Below are 18,919 nucleotides of genomic sequence, written 5' to 3'. Positions count from 1 at the left end.
CTGCTCAGCCGAGCAGTTCGAGTTCCGAGACCACCGCCTCGCCGTCGATCACCAGGCGGTACCTCCCGTACGTACCCGGAGACCCCACGGTGAACGCCCGTGTCTGCCGGTCCCAGGCGAAGGACTCCCCGGAGCGCCGGTCGAGGGTCTGCCAAGTGGTCCCGTCGGCCGAGCCCTGGAGCGTCCAGCCGGTCGGCGCCTTCGTGTGGTCCCCGCCCGAAGTCACCGTGTACTGAACGCCCTTGACCGGCCCCGGCACCGGAAGGTCCACCGAGGCCACGGGCGCCTCCGTCGCCGAGGTGTCGTCGAACAGCGTCCCGTCCCCCTTCAGCACGTCCGCCCGTGGCGTCGGCACCTCGTCGTCCCGAGTGATCGACGTGGGTGCCGAATCCTTGCCCCAGGCCGACGGCCGCGGACCCATGTCGAAGTCCAGCACCGCGCCCTTCGCGAGCAGCGAGTGGGGGAGTGAAGTCGAGTTCCAGGAACGCCCGTTGACCTTGAGCCCTTGGACGTACACATTGCGGGAACTGTTCTTCGGCGCCCGGACGACCAGGTCCTCGCCGTTCTCCAGATGGACGGTCGCCTTGGTGAACAGGGGTGAGCCGACGGCGTACTCGCCGCTCCCCATGACCAGCGGATAGAAGCCCAGTGCGGAGAACAGGTACCAGGCCGACTGCTCGCCGTTGTCCTCGTCGCCGTGGTAGCCCTGCCCGATGTCGCTGCCGACGTACAGCCGGGACAGCACCTCGCGGACGCCCCGCTGGGTCTTCCACGGCTGACCGGCCGCGTCGTACATGTAGTTCACATGGTGGGCGACCTGGTTGGAGTGCCCGTACATGCCCATCCGCACGTCCCGTGCCTCGGTCATCTCGTGGATGACCCCGCCGTAGGAGCCGACCAGGTCGGGGGAGGCGGTCTCCGGCGTGGCGAAGTAGGTGTCGAGCTTCTCCGCGAGGCCGGCCCGTCCGCCGTACAGGTTGGCGAGGCCGCGCGAATCCTGCGGGGCGGTGAACGCGTACCCCCAGCCGTTGGTCTCGGTGTAGTCGTACCCCCAGACCCGCGGGTCGTACGTCGAGGACTCCACCCGCCAGTCACCGGCCAGGTTCCGCCCCTGGAAGAAGCCCGCCTTCGCGTCGAACAGGTTCACGTACTCCCGGGCCCGGTTGAGGAAGTACTCGGACTCCTCCGCGTACCGTTTCTCACCCGTCCGCTCGTACAGCGCCCGCCCCATCCGCGCGATGCCGTAGTCGTTGAGGTAGCCCTCCAGCGCCCAGGACAGGCCCTCGTGGGTCTCGGTGCTCGTGTAGCCGAGGAAGGGGGAGGTCTCCATGCCCTTGCGGCCCACGCCCGACATCGGCGGTACGACCGTCGCGTTCTTCACGGCCGCGTCGTACGCCGCCCCGGCGTCGAAGTCGACGCCCTTGACATAGGCGTCGGCGAACGCGACGTCCGAGGAGGTGCCGGTCATCAGGTCGGCGTAGCCGGGGGAGGACCAGCGCGAGGTCCAGCCGCCGTCCTTGTACTGCTGCACGAACCCGTCGACCAGCTCGCCCGCCTGACTTGGCGTCAGCAATGAGTACGCCGGCCAGGTGGTCCGATAGGTGTCCCAGAAGCCGTTGTTGACGTACACCTTGCCGTCGACGATCTTCGCGCCGGTGTGCGTCGGGGTGTCGGGTCCGGGCATGGGGGAGAAGGGGGACGCGTACTTGTACTGAGAACCCACCTTCTCGAAACCGGAGTTGGGGTACAGATACAGCCGGTACAGGCTGGAGTACAGGGTCGTCAGCTGGTCCGGTGTCGCGCCCTCGACCTCAACCTTGCCGAGCAGCCGGTCCCACTGGCGCTGGGCGCGGTTCCGTACGGTGTCGAAGCCGGTGCCGTCCGGGATCTCCTGCCGCAGGTTGTCCTTCGCTTGGTCCAGGCTGATCAGCGAGGTGGCGAGCCGCAGGGTGACGGTCGGGGCGTCGAAGCGCAGATATCCCTTCACCCCCTCCGAGCCGCCGTCCGTCACCGGCTGGTCGAAGACGCCGTAGACGAAGAGCCGCGTCGCGCCGGTCGACAGCCCGGACTTCACGTCCGAGTAGCCGGTGACGACCCCTGCCGCCTTGTCGAGAGTCAGCCCCGCCTGATCGGTGACGTTGTCGAAGAGGACGCTCGCGTCGTCGCCCGGGTAGCTGAAGCGGAGCATCGCCGCGTGGTCGGTCGGCGCCATCTCCGCCTTCACGCCGTTCTCGAACCTGACCCCGTAGTAGGAGGGCCGCGCGGTCTCGTTCTCGTGCCGGAAGGCCAGCTCCCGCGCCTCACGACCGGTGTCCGGGACGTCGGAGGCCGCCGACGGCATCACCTGGAAGGTCTGCCGGTCGCCCATCCAGGGGCTCGGCTCATGGCTCGCGCTGAACGCCTGGATCGTCGGCAGGTTGTCGTCGTTGTTGCCCCGCGCGTAGTCGTACAGCCAGCTCAGCGAGCCCGCGTTGGTGACCGGCGTCCAGAAGTTGAAGCCATGGGGCACGGCCGTCGCCGGGAAGTTGTTGCCGCGCGAGAAGCCACCGCTGGACTGGGTGCCGCGGGTCGTCAGCGCGTAGTCCGACAGATGCGCCCTCGGCTTCTCCGGCGCCACGGTCTCGATGCGCAGATCGTCGAGCCAGCCACGGAATCGCGCCGGGCCGCGCGGGGAGTCGTACGCCACCAGGATCCGGTCGACCGTCTTCCCGGCCGCCACGGTGCCGATCCGCGAGGCCACGCTGTTCCACTGGTTGACGTACAGCACCTTCGCGGCCCCCTGGGCCCGCGGCGACAGCCCGAACCCGTGCTGGTCCCGCGCCCCGAGGCCGCTCAGATAGGTGCCGTCGGTGAAGGCCAGGTCGACCGCCACGTTCGTGGCGTCGTAGTCCCGGTCGCCGTCCGCCATCGCCGGGAAGACGCGGTAGGACAGCCGTGTGTTCCGGCCGACGGCGAGATCCACGTCGTAGACCTTGTTGTACGAGTACGCCCGCCCGTCCGCCGTGTGCCGTCCGGCGTACCGCAGTGCCCGCTCGCCGGTGAACCCGGCGCGCGCCTTGGCGGTCGGCGAGCCGCTCGGCCCGCGGTCGACCAGCGTCAGCATGTCCGCGGGGACCGGGCCACCGCCGCCGCCCGTGGAGAGCTGTAGGTCGGCGAGCTGGAGGATGCCCTCGGCGCCGTTGTTGGCGGTCACGTCGAGACGGAAGTGCTGGTAGTCGGCCGGCTCCGCGATGTCGTACGACTTTGTCCGGAACCGTTCGGTGAACGTCTCGCCGGAGCGGGTGTCGAGGGTCTTCCAGTCCTTGCCGTCGGCCGAGCCCTGGAGCGTCCAGTCCTTGGGGTCGCGTTCGGCGTGGTCATTGGCCGAGGTGAGGGCATATGTGGCGATTCGGTAGGGCTTGTCCAGGTCGAACTCGGCCCAGCCGGAGGTCGCGAAGGCCAGCCACTTGGTGCCGGCCTCGCCGTCCGCGAGGTTCTCCTTCACCTCGCCGCCGGCCGTGTTCTCGGCGCTCGCGCGGACGTCCGTGACATGGTCGGTGACATTGCCGGGGATGCCGCTGCTGTAGCCGCCGTCGACGCCCGAGGCGCGCTCGGGGGTGCTCAGCCAGTCGGGTGCGGGGTCGTCCGTCTCGAAGGAGGACGTGAACTCCCGGTCGGCGGCGGGCGCCTCCGGCAGGGCGACCGCGGCCCCCTGGGAGGCCACCACCCATGCGAAGGCGGCCGTCAGGACGACCGCCGGACCATGTCTGTGCCGAGTCCTGAGCCACATGCAGCAGTGCCTCCCTGCCATCGCGGACAACGTTGTCAGCTTCGATGCGCAAGGATCAGTAGGGGCCCAAGTGCACAGTGATGTCAAGGGTGTTGGGTGTGGCATTCGGGCGTAATGGCGGGCATATTTCCGTCCGCCGGTACACAGGCCGCACATATTTCCGGGAGGTCTCAACTCGGAAAAGACCCATGGCCAACCTTGCATTCGATCTTGCTCCGCTGGCGGGAAGTGGACTATACCTGTCGGCGATTCACCGATCCGTTCAACCGCACGTTCGCACTTCCTGCACGACCCAGCGTGACCCGATCGCGGTGCCGGCGAGGATCCGGTTCACCGCCTGAGTCCTGGAGAAGGCGAGGACTTGAGCATGGGATCCACTTCCGCCGAGAACGACAAAGGCTCCGTCGGCCGCCGTGATGTGATCAAGCGGTCCGCCGCACTCGGTCTGATCACCGTACCCACGATGAGTTTTCTGTCCGCGTGTGCCAGTGGTGGCGGGGACGACGACTCCGGCAACGACACCCCCAAGGGCAAGACGACCAAGGAGAACCCCTTCGGCGCCGAGAAGGGCAGCAAGCTCGACGTCGTCATCTTCAAGGGCGGCTACGGCGACAACTACGCGAAGGTGTGGGAGGCCGACTTCCAGAAGAAGCTCGGCATCACCTCCACCCACACCGGCACGCAGGAGATCACCGGCAAGCTCCAGCCCCGCTTCAACGCGGGCAACCCGCCGGACATCGTGGACGACTCCGGCGCCCAGCAGATCAAGGTCGACGTCCTCAACAAGAACGGCCAGCTCCTCGATCTCGCCGAGGTGCTGGACGCCCCGTCGGTCGACGACCCCTCCAAGAAGGTCCGCGACACCCTCATCACCGGCACCCTCGACCCGGGCACCTTCGAGGGCAAGGTCGTCGCCCTCAACTACATCTACACGGTCTGGGGCCTGTGGTACTCGGGCAAGCTCTTCAAGGAGAAGGGCTGGGAGGAGCCCAAGACCTGGGACGACTTCGTCGCCGTCTGCACGGACGCCAAGAAGCAGGGCATCGGGGGCCTGGCCCACCAGGGCAAGTACCCGTACTACATCAACGTCGCCATCATGGACCTGATCGCCAAGACCGGCGGCCTGGACGCCATGAAGGCGATCGACAACCTCGACCCCAAGGCGTTCGTCGGCTCCGACGCGGCCCAGGCGGGCGTCGAGGCGATCTACGAGGTCGTGGAGAAGGGCCTGTTGATGCCCGGCACCAACGGCCTGACCCACACCGAGTCGCAGACCCGCTGGAACCAGTACAAGGCCGCGTTCATCACCAGCGGCTCCTGGCTGGAGAACGAGCAGCTCAAGACGACGCCGGCGGACTTCGACATGAAGTTCCTGCCGATGCCGCTGCTGCCCGACAGCAAGCTGCCCTTCGAGGCGATCCGGGCCGGCGCCGGCGAGCCCTTCATCATCCCGGTGAAGGCGAAGAACCTCGCCGGGGCCAAGGAGTTCATGCGGCGCATGCTCTCCAAGGAGTGGTCCACGCAGTTCGCCAAGGAGGCGAACTCGCTGACCATCCTCAAGGACGGTGTGGACAGCGGCGTCCAGCTGCGCCCGGGGACCCAGTCCACGGTGGAGGCGTCCAAGGCGGCGGGTGACAACACCTTCCGCTACCTGTACGTCGACTGGTACAGCGAGATGGGGGCGGCCATCGAGGCCGCGTCCAACGAGCTGATGGCCAAGCGCATCCAGCCCAAGGAATGGCTGAAGCGCGCCCAGGCCGCGGTCGACAAGCAGGCCAAGGACCCGAACTCCAAGAAGAACCACCGGGACTGACCGACGCCGTTTCCCGGGCCGGAACCGCTCCGGCCCGGGGGAGGACACCAGGGGCAGGAAACGCCAATGCGCAAAGGGCAGTACAGGTTCGTCGCGGGATTTCTGTTCGTTCCCGTGGCGCTCTATCTGATCTTCGTGATCTGGCCGTACATCCAGACGTTCGGCTATTCGCTGACCGACTGGAAGGGACAGTCGCAGACCTTCAAGTTCGTCGGCCTGGACAACTACAAGGCGCTCTTCGACGACGACGTCTTCATACAGGCCATCTGGCACAACATCCTGTTCCTGATCTTCATCCCGGCCATCACGATCCTGCTCGCCCTGTTCTTCGCGTTCATGCTGAACGCGGGCGGACGCAGCCGGGCCGGCGGGGTCTCGGGCGTCGCCGGATCGGCGTTCTACAAAATCGTCTACTTCTTTCCGCAGGTACTGTCACTGGCGATCGTGGCCGTCCTCTTCAACGCGGTGTACCGCAGTGACGGCGGCGGTCTCCTCAACGGCTTCCTGATCAAACTCGGACTGGTCGACGCCCAGAATCCGATGGAATGGCTGAACGAGCCGAACCTGGTGCTGTGGATGCTGATGATCGCCGTCGTCTGGCACGGCGTCGGCTTCTATCTGGTGCTGTTCTCGGCCGCGATGCAGTCCATCCCCAGGGACATCTACGAGGCAGCCCTGATCGACGGCGCCGGCCGCAACCAGTCCTTCTTCCGCATCACCCTGCCGCTGCTCTGGGAGAGCGTGCAGACCGCCTGGGTGTACCTGGGCATCGTCGCGATGGACATGTTCGTCCTCGTCTCCTCGATGACCCAGAACATGGGCGCCTACGGCGGCGGTCCCGATCACAAGAGCGACGTGATGTCGACCGTGATGATGCGCAACTTCCAGTACTTCGGCAAGAGCGGATACGCCTGCGCGATGGGCGTCGTCATGCTGCTGCTCACCCTGGTCCTGTCCGTGGTCATGCTGCGTGCCACCCGCCGCGACCGCGTCGAGTTCTGAGCGGGAGAGATACGACGATGAGCGCCCCCATCAAGGAGACCGCGGACGCCCCCGTGCGGCGCCCCGTGGCCAAGACCCCGGTCCGCCCCGGCGACGACCGCAGCGAAGGCGTCGTGCTGAACGTCTTCTCGCACGGCTTCCTCGCCCTGTGGGCCCTGCTGATCATCCTGCCTCTGCTCTGGCTGGTCCTGAGCTCCTTCAAGACCGACGGCCAGATCGGCGGCTCGGCGTTCGGCTGGCCGCAGAACTGGTCGCTGGACGTCTTCGGCCGGGCCTGGGACAAGGGCATCGGCGACTACTTCCTGAACACCGTCATCGTGCTGGTCTTCTCCGTGCCGCTGACGATGCTGTTCGGCTCGATGGCGGCGTACGTGCTGGCCCGCTACGAGTTCTGGGGCAACCGTTTCCTGTACTACTTCTTCGTGGCCGGCGCGATGTTCCCGGTGTTCCTGGCCCTGGTCCCGCTGTTCTTCATGGTCAAACGGCTGGACATGCTGAACACCTACCAGGGGCTGATCCTGGTGTACGTCGCCTACTCGATGCCGTTCACCGTCTTCTTCATGCACGCCTTCTTCCGGACCCTGCCCACGGCGGTCTTCGAGGCGGCGATCCTCGACGGGGCCTCGCACAGCCGCACCTTCTTCCAGGTGATGCTGCCGATGGCGAAGCCCGGACTGGTCAGCGTCGGCATCTTCAACACCCTCGGCCAGTGGAACCAGTTCATCCTGCCGACGGTCCTCATGCAGCCGCAGAGCGGTGACGATCCCGAGCGCTACGTCCTCACCCAGGGGCTCATCCAGCTCCAGCAGCAACAGGGGTACGCCTCCGACCTTCCGGTGCTCTTCGCGGGCGTGACCATCGCGATGATCCCGATGCTGGTCGTCTATCTGTCCTTCCAGCGCCAGGTGCAGGCGGGCCTTACGTCCGCGACCTTGAAGTAGCGCTCCGAGAGCGCCCGTGAGCGCACCGTCCCCGCCCCAGGTGACGGTGCGCCGAGGCGTGCGCGGAGTCCCGGATACTGTTCAACCTCTTGACGGGAGGCGACCCGAACGGCTCAGCTTAGAGTTCACTAGTTGGACATGAACGGGGCCTCGTCGATGCGGTCCCGCGCGCAGGAGGTCGTCGTGGAGACTCCGGGGTCGCAGTCGTCGCTGCACCGAGCCAACCTGGAACGGGTCGTCCGGGCCGTCCGGCTGGCCGGGTCGCTCACCCAGGCGGAGATCGCACGGACCACGGGTCTGTCCGCGGCCACCGTCTCCAACATCGTCCGGGAGCTGAAGGACGGCGGGACCGTCGAGGTCACGCCCACGTCCGCGGGCGGCAGGCGGGCCCGCAGCGTCTCGCTCAGCGGCGACGCCGGCATCGTGATCGGTGTCGACTTCGGCCATACGCACCTGAGGGTGGCGGTCGGCAATCTGGCCCACCAGGTGCTGGCCGAGGAGTCCGAGCCACTGGACGTGGACGCCTCCTCCACACAGGGCTTCGACCGGGCGGAAGAGCTGGTCAACCGCCTGATCGCGGCAACCGGCGTCGACCGCTCGAAGATCGCCGGAGTGGGCCTCGGCGTCCCGGGCCCGATCGACGTGGAATCCGGCTCCCTGGGCTCCTCGGCGATCCTGCCGGGCTGGATCGGCACCAAGCCCGCGGAGGAGCTGCGCGGCCGTCTGGGCGTCCCTGTGCACGTCGACAACGACGCCAACCTGGGTGCCCTCGGCGAGATGGTCTGGGGCAGCGGCAGGGGCGTCAGGGACCTGGCGTACATCAAGGTCGCCAGCGGTGTCGGCGCCGGTCTGGTCATCGACGGCAAGATCTACCGGGGCCCGGGTGGCACAGCGGGAGAAATCGGGCATATTACTCTTGATGAATCCGGCCCGGTCTGCCGCTGTGGAAACCGCGGCTGCCTGGAGACCTTCGCGGCCGCGCGCTATGTGCTGCCGCTCCTCCAGTCCAGTCACGGCACGGACCTGACGATGGAAGGCGTCGTGCGGCTGGCCAGGGACGGAGATCCTGGCTGCCGTCGGGTGATCGCCGACGTCGGCCGACACATCGGCAGTGGAGTCGCCAATCTCTGCAATCTCCTGAACCCGAGCAGGGTGGTCCTCGGCGGTGATCTCGCGGAGGCCGGCGAGCTGGTCCTCGGGCCCATAAGGGAGTCCGTCAGCCGCTACGCCATTCCCAGCGCGGCACGTCAACTCACCGTTCTCCCCGGGGCACTTGGAGGCCGTGCGGAGGTGCTCGGAGCGCTTGCTCTCGCACTCAGCGAGATGGGCGATTCGACCCTTTTGGACGGCACGCTGCACGCAGCGGCTCCTGCCTTCACTTAGAGAACGAAACCCGCCGTTGCCAACCCGTTAAGTATTTACTTCTTGACGTCGCACGTGTGGCCGAGTTGACTTCCAGCCACCTCGGCCGCAACGACGCGGCCTCGTCAGGGAGGTTTCTGAAGTGAACACGCTTATGCGTCGTGCGGCTGTACCCGTTCTGGTCTCGGCCCTCGCCCTCACGGCCGCCGCGTGCGGCAAGGCCGGCGACGACAACGACTCCGACAGCGGCAGCAGCGCCGGCTCGGGCAACAAGTCGATCGGTCTGCTCCTGCCCGACAGCGTCACCACGCGCTACGAGCAGTTCGACAAGCCGCTGTTCGAGGCCAAGGTCAAGGAGCTGTGCGACGACTGCACCGTCTCCTACGCCAACGCCGGAGCCGACGCCGCCAAGCAGGCCCAGCAGGTCAGCACCATGGTGACCAAGGGCGTCAAGGTCATCGCGGTCTCCGCCCAGGACTCGGCCGCCATCAAGTCCTCGATCGAGGCCGCGGTCAAGAAGGGCGTCAAGGTCATCGCGTACGACCGTCTGGCCCAGGGCCCGGTCTCCGCGTACGTCTCCTTCGACAACGAGAAGGTCGGCCAGCTCCAGGGCCAGGCCCTGCTCGACTCGCTCGGCTCCAAGGCGACCCCCAAGGCCAACGTCGTCATGATCAACGGTGACGACGCCGACCCGAACGCCGCGCTGTTCAAGAAGGGCGCCCACAGCGTCCTCGACGGCAAGGTCAAGATCGCCTACGAGCAGTCCGGCCTCTGGAAGGACTCGGTCGCCGCGCAGAAGATGAAGGCGGCCATCACCCAGCTGGGCGCCAAGAACATCGCGGGCGTCTACGCCGCCAACGACGGCATGGCCGGCGGTATCGCCAACACCCTCAAGGGCTCCGGCATCTCCGGTATCCCGCTGACGGGCCAGGACGCCGAGCTCGCCGGTATCCAGCGCATCGTCGCCGGCACCCAGTCCAGCACGGTCTACAAGGCCTTCAAGCCGGAGGCCGACGCCGCCGCCCAGCTCGCGGTCAACCTGGTCGAGGGCAAGAGCATCGACGACCTCGCCACCACGACCATGACCAACGGCTCCGGCAACAAGGTCCCGTCGCAGCTGCTGACCCCGGTCTCCGTCACCGTCGACAACATCAAGGACACGGTGATCAAGGACAAGCTGTACACCGTCGACCAGATCTGCACCTCGGCCTACGCCGCCGCGTGCAAGAAGGCCGGCCTCCAGTAACCACCCGCCTTCGGGGGCGTGCCTGAGCCACGGCACGCCCCGTCGGCAGGTACTCAAAGCCCCTCCGGCGCCCGCCCCGCCCACATACCCCGCTGCGGGGCGGGCGCCGGACGGAAGCATCGCGTACGCGCCCGTTGCCAACTCGGCCGGGCTGCGCGCAAGTTCATCTGGTAAATCGTGCTTCGAGCACAACTCTCCGCGCCTACCCCAAGCGCGGCATCCCCGCCGGTCAGGCGGCGAAGGAGATGGTTCACGTGTCCGCTACGCCCGTGCTGGCGTTGCGCGGAGTCTCCAAGCGATTCGGTGCGGTGCAGGCACTCACCGACGTCGAGTTGGAGGTCCACGCCGGAGAAGTGGTCGCCCTGGTCGGCGACAACGGCGCAGGAAAGTCCACGCTGGTCAAGACGATCGCCGGTGTCCACCCCATCGATGAGGGCGTCATCGAGTGGGACGGCAAGCCGGTCAGCATCAACAAGCCGCACGACGCCCAGGGACTCGGCGTCGCGACGGTCTACCAGGACCTCGCGCTGTGCGACAACCTCGATGTCGTCGGCAACCTCTACCTCGGACGCGAGCTGCTGCACCGCGGCGTCATCGACGAGGTCACGATGGAGCAGAAGGCCCGCGAGCTGCTGTCGACGCTCTCCATCCGCATCCCGAGCGTCCGCATCCCGATCGCGAGCCTCTCCGGTGGTCAGCGTCAGGTCGTCGCCATCGCGCGCGCCCTGATCGGTGACCCCAAGGTCGTCATCCTGGACGAGCCCACCGCCGCCCTCGGCGTCGAGCAGACCGCGCAGGTCCTCGACCTCGTCGAGCGGCTGCGCGAGCGCAACCTCGGCGTCATCCTCATCAGCCACAACATGGCCGACGTGAAGGCTGTCGCCGACACCGTCGCCGTGCTGCGCCTGGGTAAGAACAACGGTTCCTTCTCCGTGAAGGACACCACCCACGAAGAGATCATCGCCGCCATCACGGGTGCCACGGACAACGCCGTGACCCGTCGTGCGGGGCGTCGCAGCACGGAGGCGGCAAAGTGAGCGACACGTCGAAGGTAGAGAAGACGGACGGAGTCGTGGCGGACCAGTCCACCGTGGCCCCCGCCGACGACCCCACGGCCGCCCCGGTCACGGTCGTCGACCCGCGCCTGCTGATCCGTGAAGAGGGTCTCAAGGGCTACCTGACCGAGTTCAAGCGCAAGGTCAAGGGCGGCGAGCTGGGCTCGCTGCCGGTCGTGGTCGGCCTGATCGTCATCTGGACGATCTTCCAGCTGAAGAACGACCTGTTCCTGAGCGCGGACAACCTGTCCAACATCAGCTACTTCATGGCCGCCACCGGCATGCTCTCCATCGGCCTGGTGTTCGTGCTGCTGCTCGGTGAGATCGACCTGTCGGTCGGCTCGGTCAGCGGTCTGGCGTCCACGATCTTCGCGGTGTTCGTGGTCAACCACGGCATGGGCCAGTGGCTCGCCCTGATCCTGGCCGTCGTGACCGGTGTCGCCATCGGCGCCCTGCACGGCTGGTTCTTCGCCAAGATCGGCGTTCCGGCGTTCGTCGTGACGCTGGCCGGCTTCCTCGGCTGGAACGGTCTGATGCTGTGGCTGCTCGGCGACAGCGGCACGATCAACATCCCGTCCGACAGCGGCCCGATCCAGCTGCTCGGCCAGAGCTCGTTCTTCATGGACCAGGCCATCGTCGGCGCCTACCTCCTGGCCGGCCTCGCCGTCGCGTCCATGCTGATCGGCTCCCTGATGGACCAGCGCCGCCGCAAGGCCGCGGGTGTGCCCTTCCGGGCGACCAGCGAGATCCTGATCCGCGTCGGGGCGCTCGCGGTCGCGGCCTTCGCCGCCGCGGTCGTGCTGAACAACTCCGCCGGTGTCTCCAACGCGCTGGTGATCTTCCTCGCCTCGCTGGTGATCGTGGACTTCGTGCTGCGTCGTACGACGTACGGCCGCAAGGTCTTCGCGGTCGGCGGCGGCATCGAGGCGGCCCGTCGTGCGGGCATCAACGTGCCGATGGTCCGGATCAGCGTCTTCGCGATCTCCGGTGGCTTCGCGGCGATCGGCGGTATGTTCTTCGCCGGTCAGACGGCGTCGGCGACGCTGAACGCCGGTGGCGGCAACACGCTGATGCTCGCCATCGCGGCGGCCGTCATCGGTGGTACGTCGCTGTTCGGCGGTCGCGGCAACGTGTGGTCGGCCCTGCTGGGCATGCTGGTCATCCAGTCCATCCAGACCGGCCTCGACCTGCTGAACATGAACACGTCGATCCAGTACATGATCACCGGTGGCGTCCTCCTCGGCGCCGTGGTCATCGACTCGGTCTCGCGTAAGTCCCAGAAGGCAGCGGGACGCGGCTAGCTCGCCCGAGAACGGCCCGGCGCTGGAAACACAGCGCCGGGCCGTTCTCATGTCGTACGAACGATGGATCGTGGGTACAGCCGATCGCGTGATGTATGACGCACCTCCCGGGCGCCGTCCGCAAAGGCGGAACATTAGACTCGACAAGCCCGGCAACAGCTCTACTGCAAGGAGGCACGGGTGCCGCTGCTGACCCGCATCAGGGGACCGCGCGATCTGGACCGGCTCAGCCTGGAGCAGCTGGACCAGCTGGCAGAGGAGATCCGGACCTTCCTCGTCGACGCCGTCTCCAAGACCGGCGGCCACCTCGGCCCGAACCTCGGCGTGGTCGAGCTCACCATCGCCCTGCACCGTGTCTTCGACTCACCGAAGGACAAGGTGCTCTGGGACACCGGACACCAGTCCTACGTCCACAAGCTGCTCACCGGCCGCCAGGACTTCTCCAGGCTGAAGATGAAGGGCGGCCTGTCCGGCTACCCCTCGCAGGCGGAGTCCGAGCACGACGTCATCGAGAACAGCCACGCGTCCACGGTCCTCGGCTGGGCCGACGGCCTCGCGAAGGCCAACCAGATCCAGAAACGTGACGACCACGTGGTCGCCGTGATCGGTGACGGCGCCCTCACCGGCGGTATGGCCTGGGAGGCGCTGAACAACATCGCCGACGCCAAGGACCGCCCGCTGGTCATCGTCGTCAACGACAACGAGCGCTCCTACGCGCCGACCATCGGCGGCCTCGCCAACCACCTCGCGACCCTGCGCACCACCGACGGCTACGAGCGCTTCCTGGCCCGCGGCAAGGACCTCCTGGAGCGCACCCCGGTCGTCGGCAAGCCGCTCTACGAGACCCTCCACGGCGCCAAGAAGGGCCTCAAGGACTTCATCGCCCCGCAGGGCATGTTCGAGGACCTCGGCCTGAAGTACGTCGGCCCCATCGACGGCCACGACATCGAGGCCATGGAGTCCGCGCTCGCCCGCGCCAAGCGCTTCGGCGGCCCGGTGATCGTCCACGTCCTCACCGAGAAGGGCCGCGGCTACCAGCCCGCCCTCCAGGACGAGGCCGACCGCTTCCACGGCATCGGCCCCATCCACCCCGACACCGGCCTGCCGGTCAAGGCCTCGGGCGCCGACTGGACCTCCGTCTTCGGCGACGAGATGGTGCGGCTCGGCAAGGAGCGCCAGGACATCGTCGCCATCACGGCCGCGATGCTCCAGCCGGTCGGCCTGAAGAAGTTCGCCGACACCTTCCCGGACCGGATCTACGACGTCGGTATCGCCGAGCAGCACGGCGCGGTGTCGGCCGCGGGCCTGGCCACCGGCGGACTGCACCCGGTCTTCGCCGTCTACGCCACGTTCCTCAACCGCGCCTTCGACCAGGTCCTCATGGACGTCGCCCTGCACAAGTGCGGCGTGACCTTCGTGCTCGACCGCGCCGGTGTCACCGGCACCGACGGCGCCTCCCACAACGGCATGTGGGACATGTCGATCCTCCAGGTCGTCCCGGGCCTCAGACTCGCCGCCCCGCGCGACGCCGACCAGGTCCGCGCGCAGCTCCGCGAGGCCGTCCAGGTCGACGACGCGCCGACGGTCGTACGGTTCTCGAAGGGCGCCGTGGGCCCCGCCGTCCCCGCCGTGGGACGCGTCGGCGGCATGGACGTACTGCGCGAGCCCGGCACGGACACCCCGGACGTGCTCCTGGTCTCCGTGGGCGCCCTCGCCCCCATGTGCCTGGAGATCGCCTCGCTCCTCGACAAGCAGGGCATCACCACCACCGTCGTCGACCCGCGCTGGGTCAAGCCGGTGGACGAGGCGATGGCCCCGCTGGCCGAGCGGCACCGCGTGGTCGTCACCGTCGAGGACAACTCCCGCGTCGGCGGCGTCGGCTCCGCGATCGCCCAGGCCCTGCGCGACGCCGGCGTCGACGTACCCCTGCGCGACTTCGGCATCCCGCCCCGCTTCCTCGACCACGCCTCGCGCGCCGAGGTGATGGCGGAGATCGGGCTGACCGCGCCGGACATCGCCCGGCAGGTCACCGGCCTGGTCTCGAAGCTGGACGGCAGGTACAGCAGCGCGGCGGCGGCCGAGGAGCCGGAGCCCGCACGCGACTGACACGCCTGAATGGGCCGGTCGTACCACCGCGAAGGGTGGTAGGACCGGCCCATTTGCGTGAATCCCCACGCGCCGGGGCATACGCAGTACGCCCCCTCTCGATCATGTCGAGGACGACACAGCGTGGGAGGTACGCCCGTGAGCAGCACACTCTTCCGGACGAAGAGAGTCGAGCAGTCCATTCTCGACACCGAGGAACCAGAGCACGCGCTGAAGAAATCCCTCTCCGCGCTGGATCTGACCGTCTTCGGCGTCGGTGTCATCATCGGCACCGGCATCTTCGTCCTGACCGGCACGGTCGCCAAGAACAACGCGGGACCGGCGGTCGCCCTGGCCTTCGTCGTCGCCGGCGTCGTCTGCGCGCTGGCCGCGCTCTGCTACGCCGAGTTCGCCTCCACCGTCCCGGTGGCCGGCTCGGCCTACACCTTCAGTTACGCCTCCCTCGGCGAACTGCCCGCCTGGATCATCGGCTGGGACCTGGTCCTGGAGTTCGCGCTCGGCACGGCGGTGGTCGCCGTCGGCTGGTCCGGCTACATCGCCTCGCTCCTCGACAACGCGGGCTGGCATCTGCCGGAGGCGCTCAGCGGCCGGGACGGCGCCGACGGCTTCGGCTTCGACATCCTCGCGGCGGCGCTCGTCCTCGTGTTGACCGGCATCCTGGTCCTGGGCACGAAGCTGTCCGCGCGCGTGACGTCGATCGTCGTGGCCATCAAGGTGACGGTGGTCCTCGTCGTCATCATCGCGGGCGCCTTCTTCATCAAGGGCGACAACTACGACCCGTTCATCCCCAAGTCCCAGCCGGTGGATGCGGGCGGTGACCTCCAGGCGCCCCTCATCCAGCTGATGTTCGGCTGGGCGCCCTCCAACTTCGGCGTCATGGGCATCTTCACGGCGGCGTCCGTGGTGTTCTTCGCCTTCATCGGCTTCGACGTCGTGGCGACGGCGGCCGAGGAGACGAAGAACCCGCAGCGGGACATGCCCAGAGGCATCCTCGGCTCGCTGATCATCTGCACCACCCTGTACGTGGCCGTGTCGATCGTCGTGACCGGTATGCAGCACTACACCGAGCTGTCCGTGACCGCCCCGCTCGCCGACGCCTTCAAGGCCATCGGACACCCCTGGTACGCGGGCTTCATCAGCTTCGGCGCGGCGGTGGGCCTGACGACGGTCTGCATGATCCTCCTCCTCGGCCAGACCCGCGTCTTCTTCGCCATGAGCCGCGACGGTCTGCTGCCCCGCTTCTTCTCCCAGGTCCACCCCCGGTTCAAGACACCGCACCGCCCGACCATCCTGCTCGGCGTGATCATCGCGATCGTCGCCGGCTTCACCCCGCTCAGCGAACTCGCCGAACTGGTCAACATCGGCACCCTGTTCGCGTTCGTGGTCGTCGCGATCGGCGTCATCATCCTCCGCCGCACCCGCCCCGACCTGCACCGCTCCTTCCGCACCCCGTGGGTCCCGGTCCTCCCCATCCTCTCCGTCCTCGCCTCCCTGTGGCTGATGCTGAATCTGCCGACGGAGACGTGGCTGCGGTTCGCGATCTGGATGGTCCTCGGCTTCGTCGTGTACTTCCTGTACGGCCGCTCGCACAGCCGGCTGGCGAAGGGGAAGGAGACGCCGGTGGGGCAGGTGGTGAAGCCGAAACCGCCGAACGGCAGCGCGGAGTAACCGCCCGTCCCGGCCCCGTGCGAAGCGCCCCGGCGCCCCGTACGGGGCCGCGTCATGTTCGCAACCTGCCTCATGCTGACCGGAATTGACTCTTGCCTTGGAGAAGCTGGCTCGTAAGGTACCTTTACCGCCCTTGTGTCCGACCGGAAGCGGCCACGATGATGGGGGAGTGGTGACGACGAGCCACCTCGCGACTGCTCAGTGCGAATTCCACTCGGTGACGATCCGACCGGCGCGATGCGCGGACCGGCGAAGGAGACCGCAATGACGAACGGCGGAGAGGCGTCCGGCGCACTTCTGGACGAGTTAGGAGCGGTGACCCCGCCGCTGGCCACGGAGGTCCCCGACTGGGGCGACGTAGCCCTGGACGACTCCGGTGAGATCGACCGGCACCTGCTGAACAGGCTGCTGCCGTCCGGCGGGCAGTCCGACTCCGGTTTCAACTCCAGCATCTGACCGTCACGGACGCCAAGGGCCGATGACCGCAGGGACAAGAGCATTCCGCCAGTTCGTCCTGAAGATGCACAGCAGATGCGACCTGGCCTGCGATCACTGCTACGTCTACCGCCACGCCGACCAGAGCTGGCGGCGCCGGCCGCAGGTCGTCCCGGACGAGGTGGCGGCGGCGATGGTGTCACGCATCGCCGAACACGCCAGGGCCCACCCCGAACTCCCGCGCGTGCACGTCATCCTGCACGGCGGCGAACCCCTGCTCGCCGGACCCGACCGACTGGCCCGCACGGCACAGGACCTGCGCGCCGCACTGGACGGCGTGTGCGACCTGGACCTGCGCATGCAGACCAACGGCCTGCTCCTGGACGAGGCGACATGCCGCATGCTGGTCCGCGAGCGGATCAGCACCGGCATCTCCCTCGACGGCGACCGCGCCTCCAACGACCGCCACCGCAAGCGGGCGAACGGCGCCGGGTCCTACGACGCCGTCGTCAGGGCCGTACGCCTCCTCGGCTCGCCCGAGCACCGCGGCGCCTTCGCCGGGCTGCTGTGCACCATCGACGTACAGAACGACCCGGTCGCCGTGTACGAGGCCCTCGCCGCGCTCGATCCGCCGCGGGTGGACTTCCTGCTTCCGCACGCCACCTGGGACCGGCCACCGCCGGCGGACCCCGCCCGCCCCGCCGCCCACGCCCGCTGGCTGATCACCGTCCATGACCGCTGGACTGCCGACGGCAGGCCCTTCCCGGTCCGCCTCTTCGACTCGATCGAGGCCGGCCGGGACGGTCGGGAGTCCTTCACCGAGGCGCTCGGGCTCGGCAGCCCGGACCTGGTCGTCGTCGAGACCGACGGCGAGATCGAACAGGCCGACTGGCTCAAGACCGCGGGGCCCGGAGCGCCCGCCACCGGGTTCCATGTGCTGCGGAACTCCTTCGACGAGGCCGCCGCACACCCCGGCTTCCTGGCCCAGGGCGGGGGAGCGGAGACGCTGAGCCGCCAGTGCCGGGAGTGCTCCGTGGTCCGGATCTGCGGAGGCGGACTGTACGGTCACCGCCACCGCGCCGCCAACGGCTTCGACAACCCCTCCGTCTACTGCGAGGACCTCTTCCGGCTGATCGGCCATGTGCTGCGTGCCCCCCGCCCCCGTCCGGCGCGCCGGACGCACACGCTGACCGCCCACGGCTTCGACTCCCTCGCGGCGGGCGACGGCGACACCGCCGCCCTGCGCGCCCTCACCGACGCCGAGGCCAGCGTCCGCCGGATGCTCCTCACCGCCCTGTGCGCCCGCTACCCCGGCCCAGAGGCGAGCGCCCTGGCCCACCTCGACCGGCAGTGGCCCGGGCAGACCGCGCGGACCGTACGCCACCCGTATCTCGGCACCTGGGCGGTGCGCGGCATCGAAGGGCGGCTGCCGGCGGCCGCCGTACGGCAGCGGCTCGGCGAGATCGCGCTGGCGGCGGCGCTCAAAACCGGCATCGAACTGAGCGTCGACCTGCCGGAGGAGGCCGACCAGGCCCACCTGCCGGGGATCGGACACCTGGCCTTTCCGGCAGGCCACGGACCGGTCGCCCTGCTCGCGCGTGCCGGTGGCCTCCTGGTCGCCGCCCGCCCGGACGAACCGCCCCGCCCCCTCACCGACGCGGCCGACTCCGGCTTCGCCTGGCGCGCCGTACGACGCCTGGCCACACGGGAGTTCAGCGTCCTCGTGGAAGACACCGACCGCTACCGCGACGGATTCTCCGGCGGCCTGGGCGGTGACCCCCTGCCCGCCTCTCCCACCCCCGCACCCGCGCTCGACGAGGCCGAACACACGCGCTGGCTCCGTCAGTTCACCGAGGCCGCCGTGCACCTGCGCGCCCGCAACGCGGGCCGGGGCCCCGGAGTGCGCGCCCTGTTCACCGCGTGCACCCCGTTACGGAGCACCGGCCCCCACGGGCAGGTCGCCGCCGACCCGCACGCCTTCGGCGCCCTGGGAGTGGCGCTGCCGGACACCGCCGTGGCGCTGGCCGGCCTCATCGTGGAGGGAGTGCAGCAGATGAAGTTCAACGCCCTGGCGGACCTCTTCGACCTCGCCGGCGACGACGAGACCAAGGAGGGGCTGCGGTCCGCGTACCTGGACCGCCTCCCGGCCCGGGCGATCCCGCACGACGGCCTCACCGCGGCCGGCCGCCGGATGGCCGACAGGCTGCGCGGCTGACGGCGG

General features: G+C 68.5%; 12 protein-coding genes. 11 read left to right on the top strand and 1 reads right to left on the bottom strand.

The annotated features are described in order from the left end of the window. Positions 1–4: 4 nt before the first annotated feature. Positions 5–3,769: a GH92 family glycosyl hydrolase gene (locus OG866_RS10495; protein WP_329333622.1), complete on the bottom strand. Its 3,765-nt coding sequence runs from the start codon at positions 3,767–3,769 to the stop codon at positions 5–7. Positions 3,770–4,136: 367 nt separating this feature from the next. Here OG866_RS10495 and ngcE point away from each other — a divergent pair, with 367 nt between their 5' ends. The 11 genes from ngcE to OG866_RS10440 all read left to right on the top strand — a co-directional run bounded on the left by ngcE (position 4,137) and on the right by OG866_RS10440 (position 18,913). Continuing rightward, positions 4,137–5,582 (top strand): N-acetylglucosamine/diacetylchitobiose ABC transporter substrate-binding protein, encoded by a 1,446-nt coding sequence (gene ngcE, locus OG866_RS10490; protein WP_329333621.1) that lies wholly within the window; start codon positions 4,137–4,139, stop codon positions 5,580–5,582. 66 nt (positions 5,583–5,648) lie between these two features. Continuing rightward, a complete protein-coding gene (locus OG866_RS10485; RefSeq protein WP_329333619.1) occupies positions 5,649–6,584 on the top strand; it encodes a carbohydrate ABC transporter permease in 936 nt (311 codons plus the stop codon). 17 nt (positions 6,585–6,601) lie between these two features. Next, positions 6,602–7,525, top strand: coding sequence for a carbohydrate ABC transporter permease (locus OG866_RS10480; protein ID WP_329333617.1), 924 nt, complete (start codon positions 6,602–6,604; stop codon positions 7,523–7,525). A 183-nt stretch (positions 7,526–7,708) separates the two neighbouring features. Next, positions 7,709–8,908 (top strand): ROK family transcriptional regulator, encoded by a 1,200-nt coding sequence (locus tag OG866_RS10475; protein WP_329344025.1) that lies wholly within the window; start codon positions 7,709–7,711, stop codon positions 8,906–8,908. A 133-nt stretch (positions 8,909–9,041) separates the two neighbouring features. Beyond that, positions 9,042–10,133 (top strand): sugar ABC transporter substrate-binding protein, encoded by a 1,092-nt coding sequence (locus OG866_RS10470; RefSeq protein WP_329344022.1) that lies wholly within the window; start codon positions 9,042–9,044, stop codon positions 10,131–10,133. 245 nt (positions 10,134–10,378) lie between these two features. Then, the gene (locus OG866_RS10465) at positions 10,379–11,170 is read left to right on the top strand and encodes an ATP-binding cassette domain-containing protein (protein ID WP_194080635.1); all 792 of its coding nucleotides are present in this window, start codon (positions 10,379–10,381) and stop codon (positions 11,168–11,170) included. Then, entirely contained in the window at positions 11,167–12,489 is a 1,323-nt protein-coding gene (locus tag OG866_RS10460; protein ID WP_329333614.1) for a sugar ABC transporter permease, read from the top strand. The genes OG866_RS10465 and OG866_RS10460 overlap by 4 nt, the downstream gene beginning before the upstream one ends. A 180-nt stretch (positions 12,490–12,669) precedes the next feature. After that, positions 12,670–14,595, top strand: a complete 1,926-nt coding sequence (gene dxs, locus OG866_RS10455; protein ID WP_329333612.1) for a 1-deoxy-D-xylulose-5-phosphate synthase — start codon at positions 12,670–12,672, stop codon at positions 14,593–14,595. Between the two features lie 138 nt (positions 14,596–14,733). After that, a complete protein-coding gene (locus tag OG866_RS10450; protein WP_329333610.1) occupies positions 14,734–16,263 on the top strand; it encodes an amino acid permease in 1,530 nt (509 codons plus the stop codon). Between the two features lie 264 nt (positions 16,264–16,527). Then, positions 16,528–16,719 (top strand): hypothetical protein, encoded by a 192-nt coding sequence (locus tag OG866_RS10445; protein ID WP_329333608.1) that lies wholly within the window; start codon positions 16,528–16,530, stop codon positions 16,717–16,719. 22 nt (positions 16,720–16,741) lie between these two features. Further along, positions 16,742–18,913, top strand: a complete 2,172-nt coding sequence (locus tag OG866_RS10440; protein WP_329333605.1) for an FxsB family cyclophane-forming radical SAM/SPASM peptide maturase — start codon at positions 16,742–16,744, stop codon at positions 18,911–18,913. Positions 18,914–18,919 lie beyond the last annotated feature (6 nt).

The organism is Streptomyces sp. NBC_00663 (genome assembly GCF_036226885.1).
GTDB lineage: Bacteria > Actinomycetota > Actinomycetes > Streptomycetales > Streptomycetaceae > Streptomyces.
The sequence above is the reverse complement of the archived record's forward strand: the minus strand, read 5'-3'. Positions and strand labels throughout refer to the sequence as shown.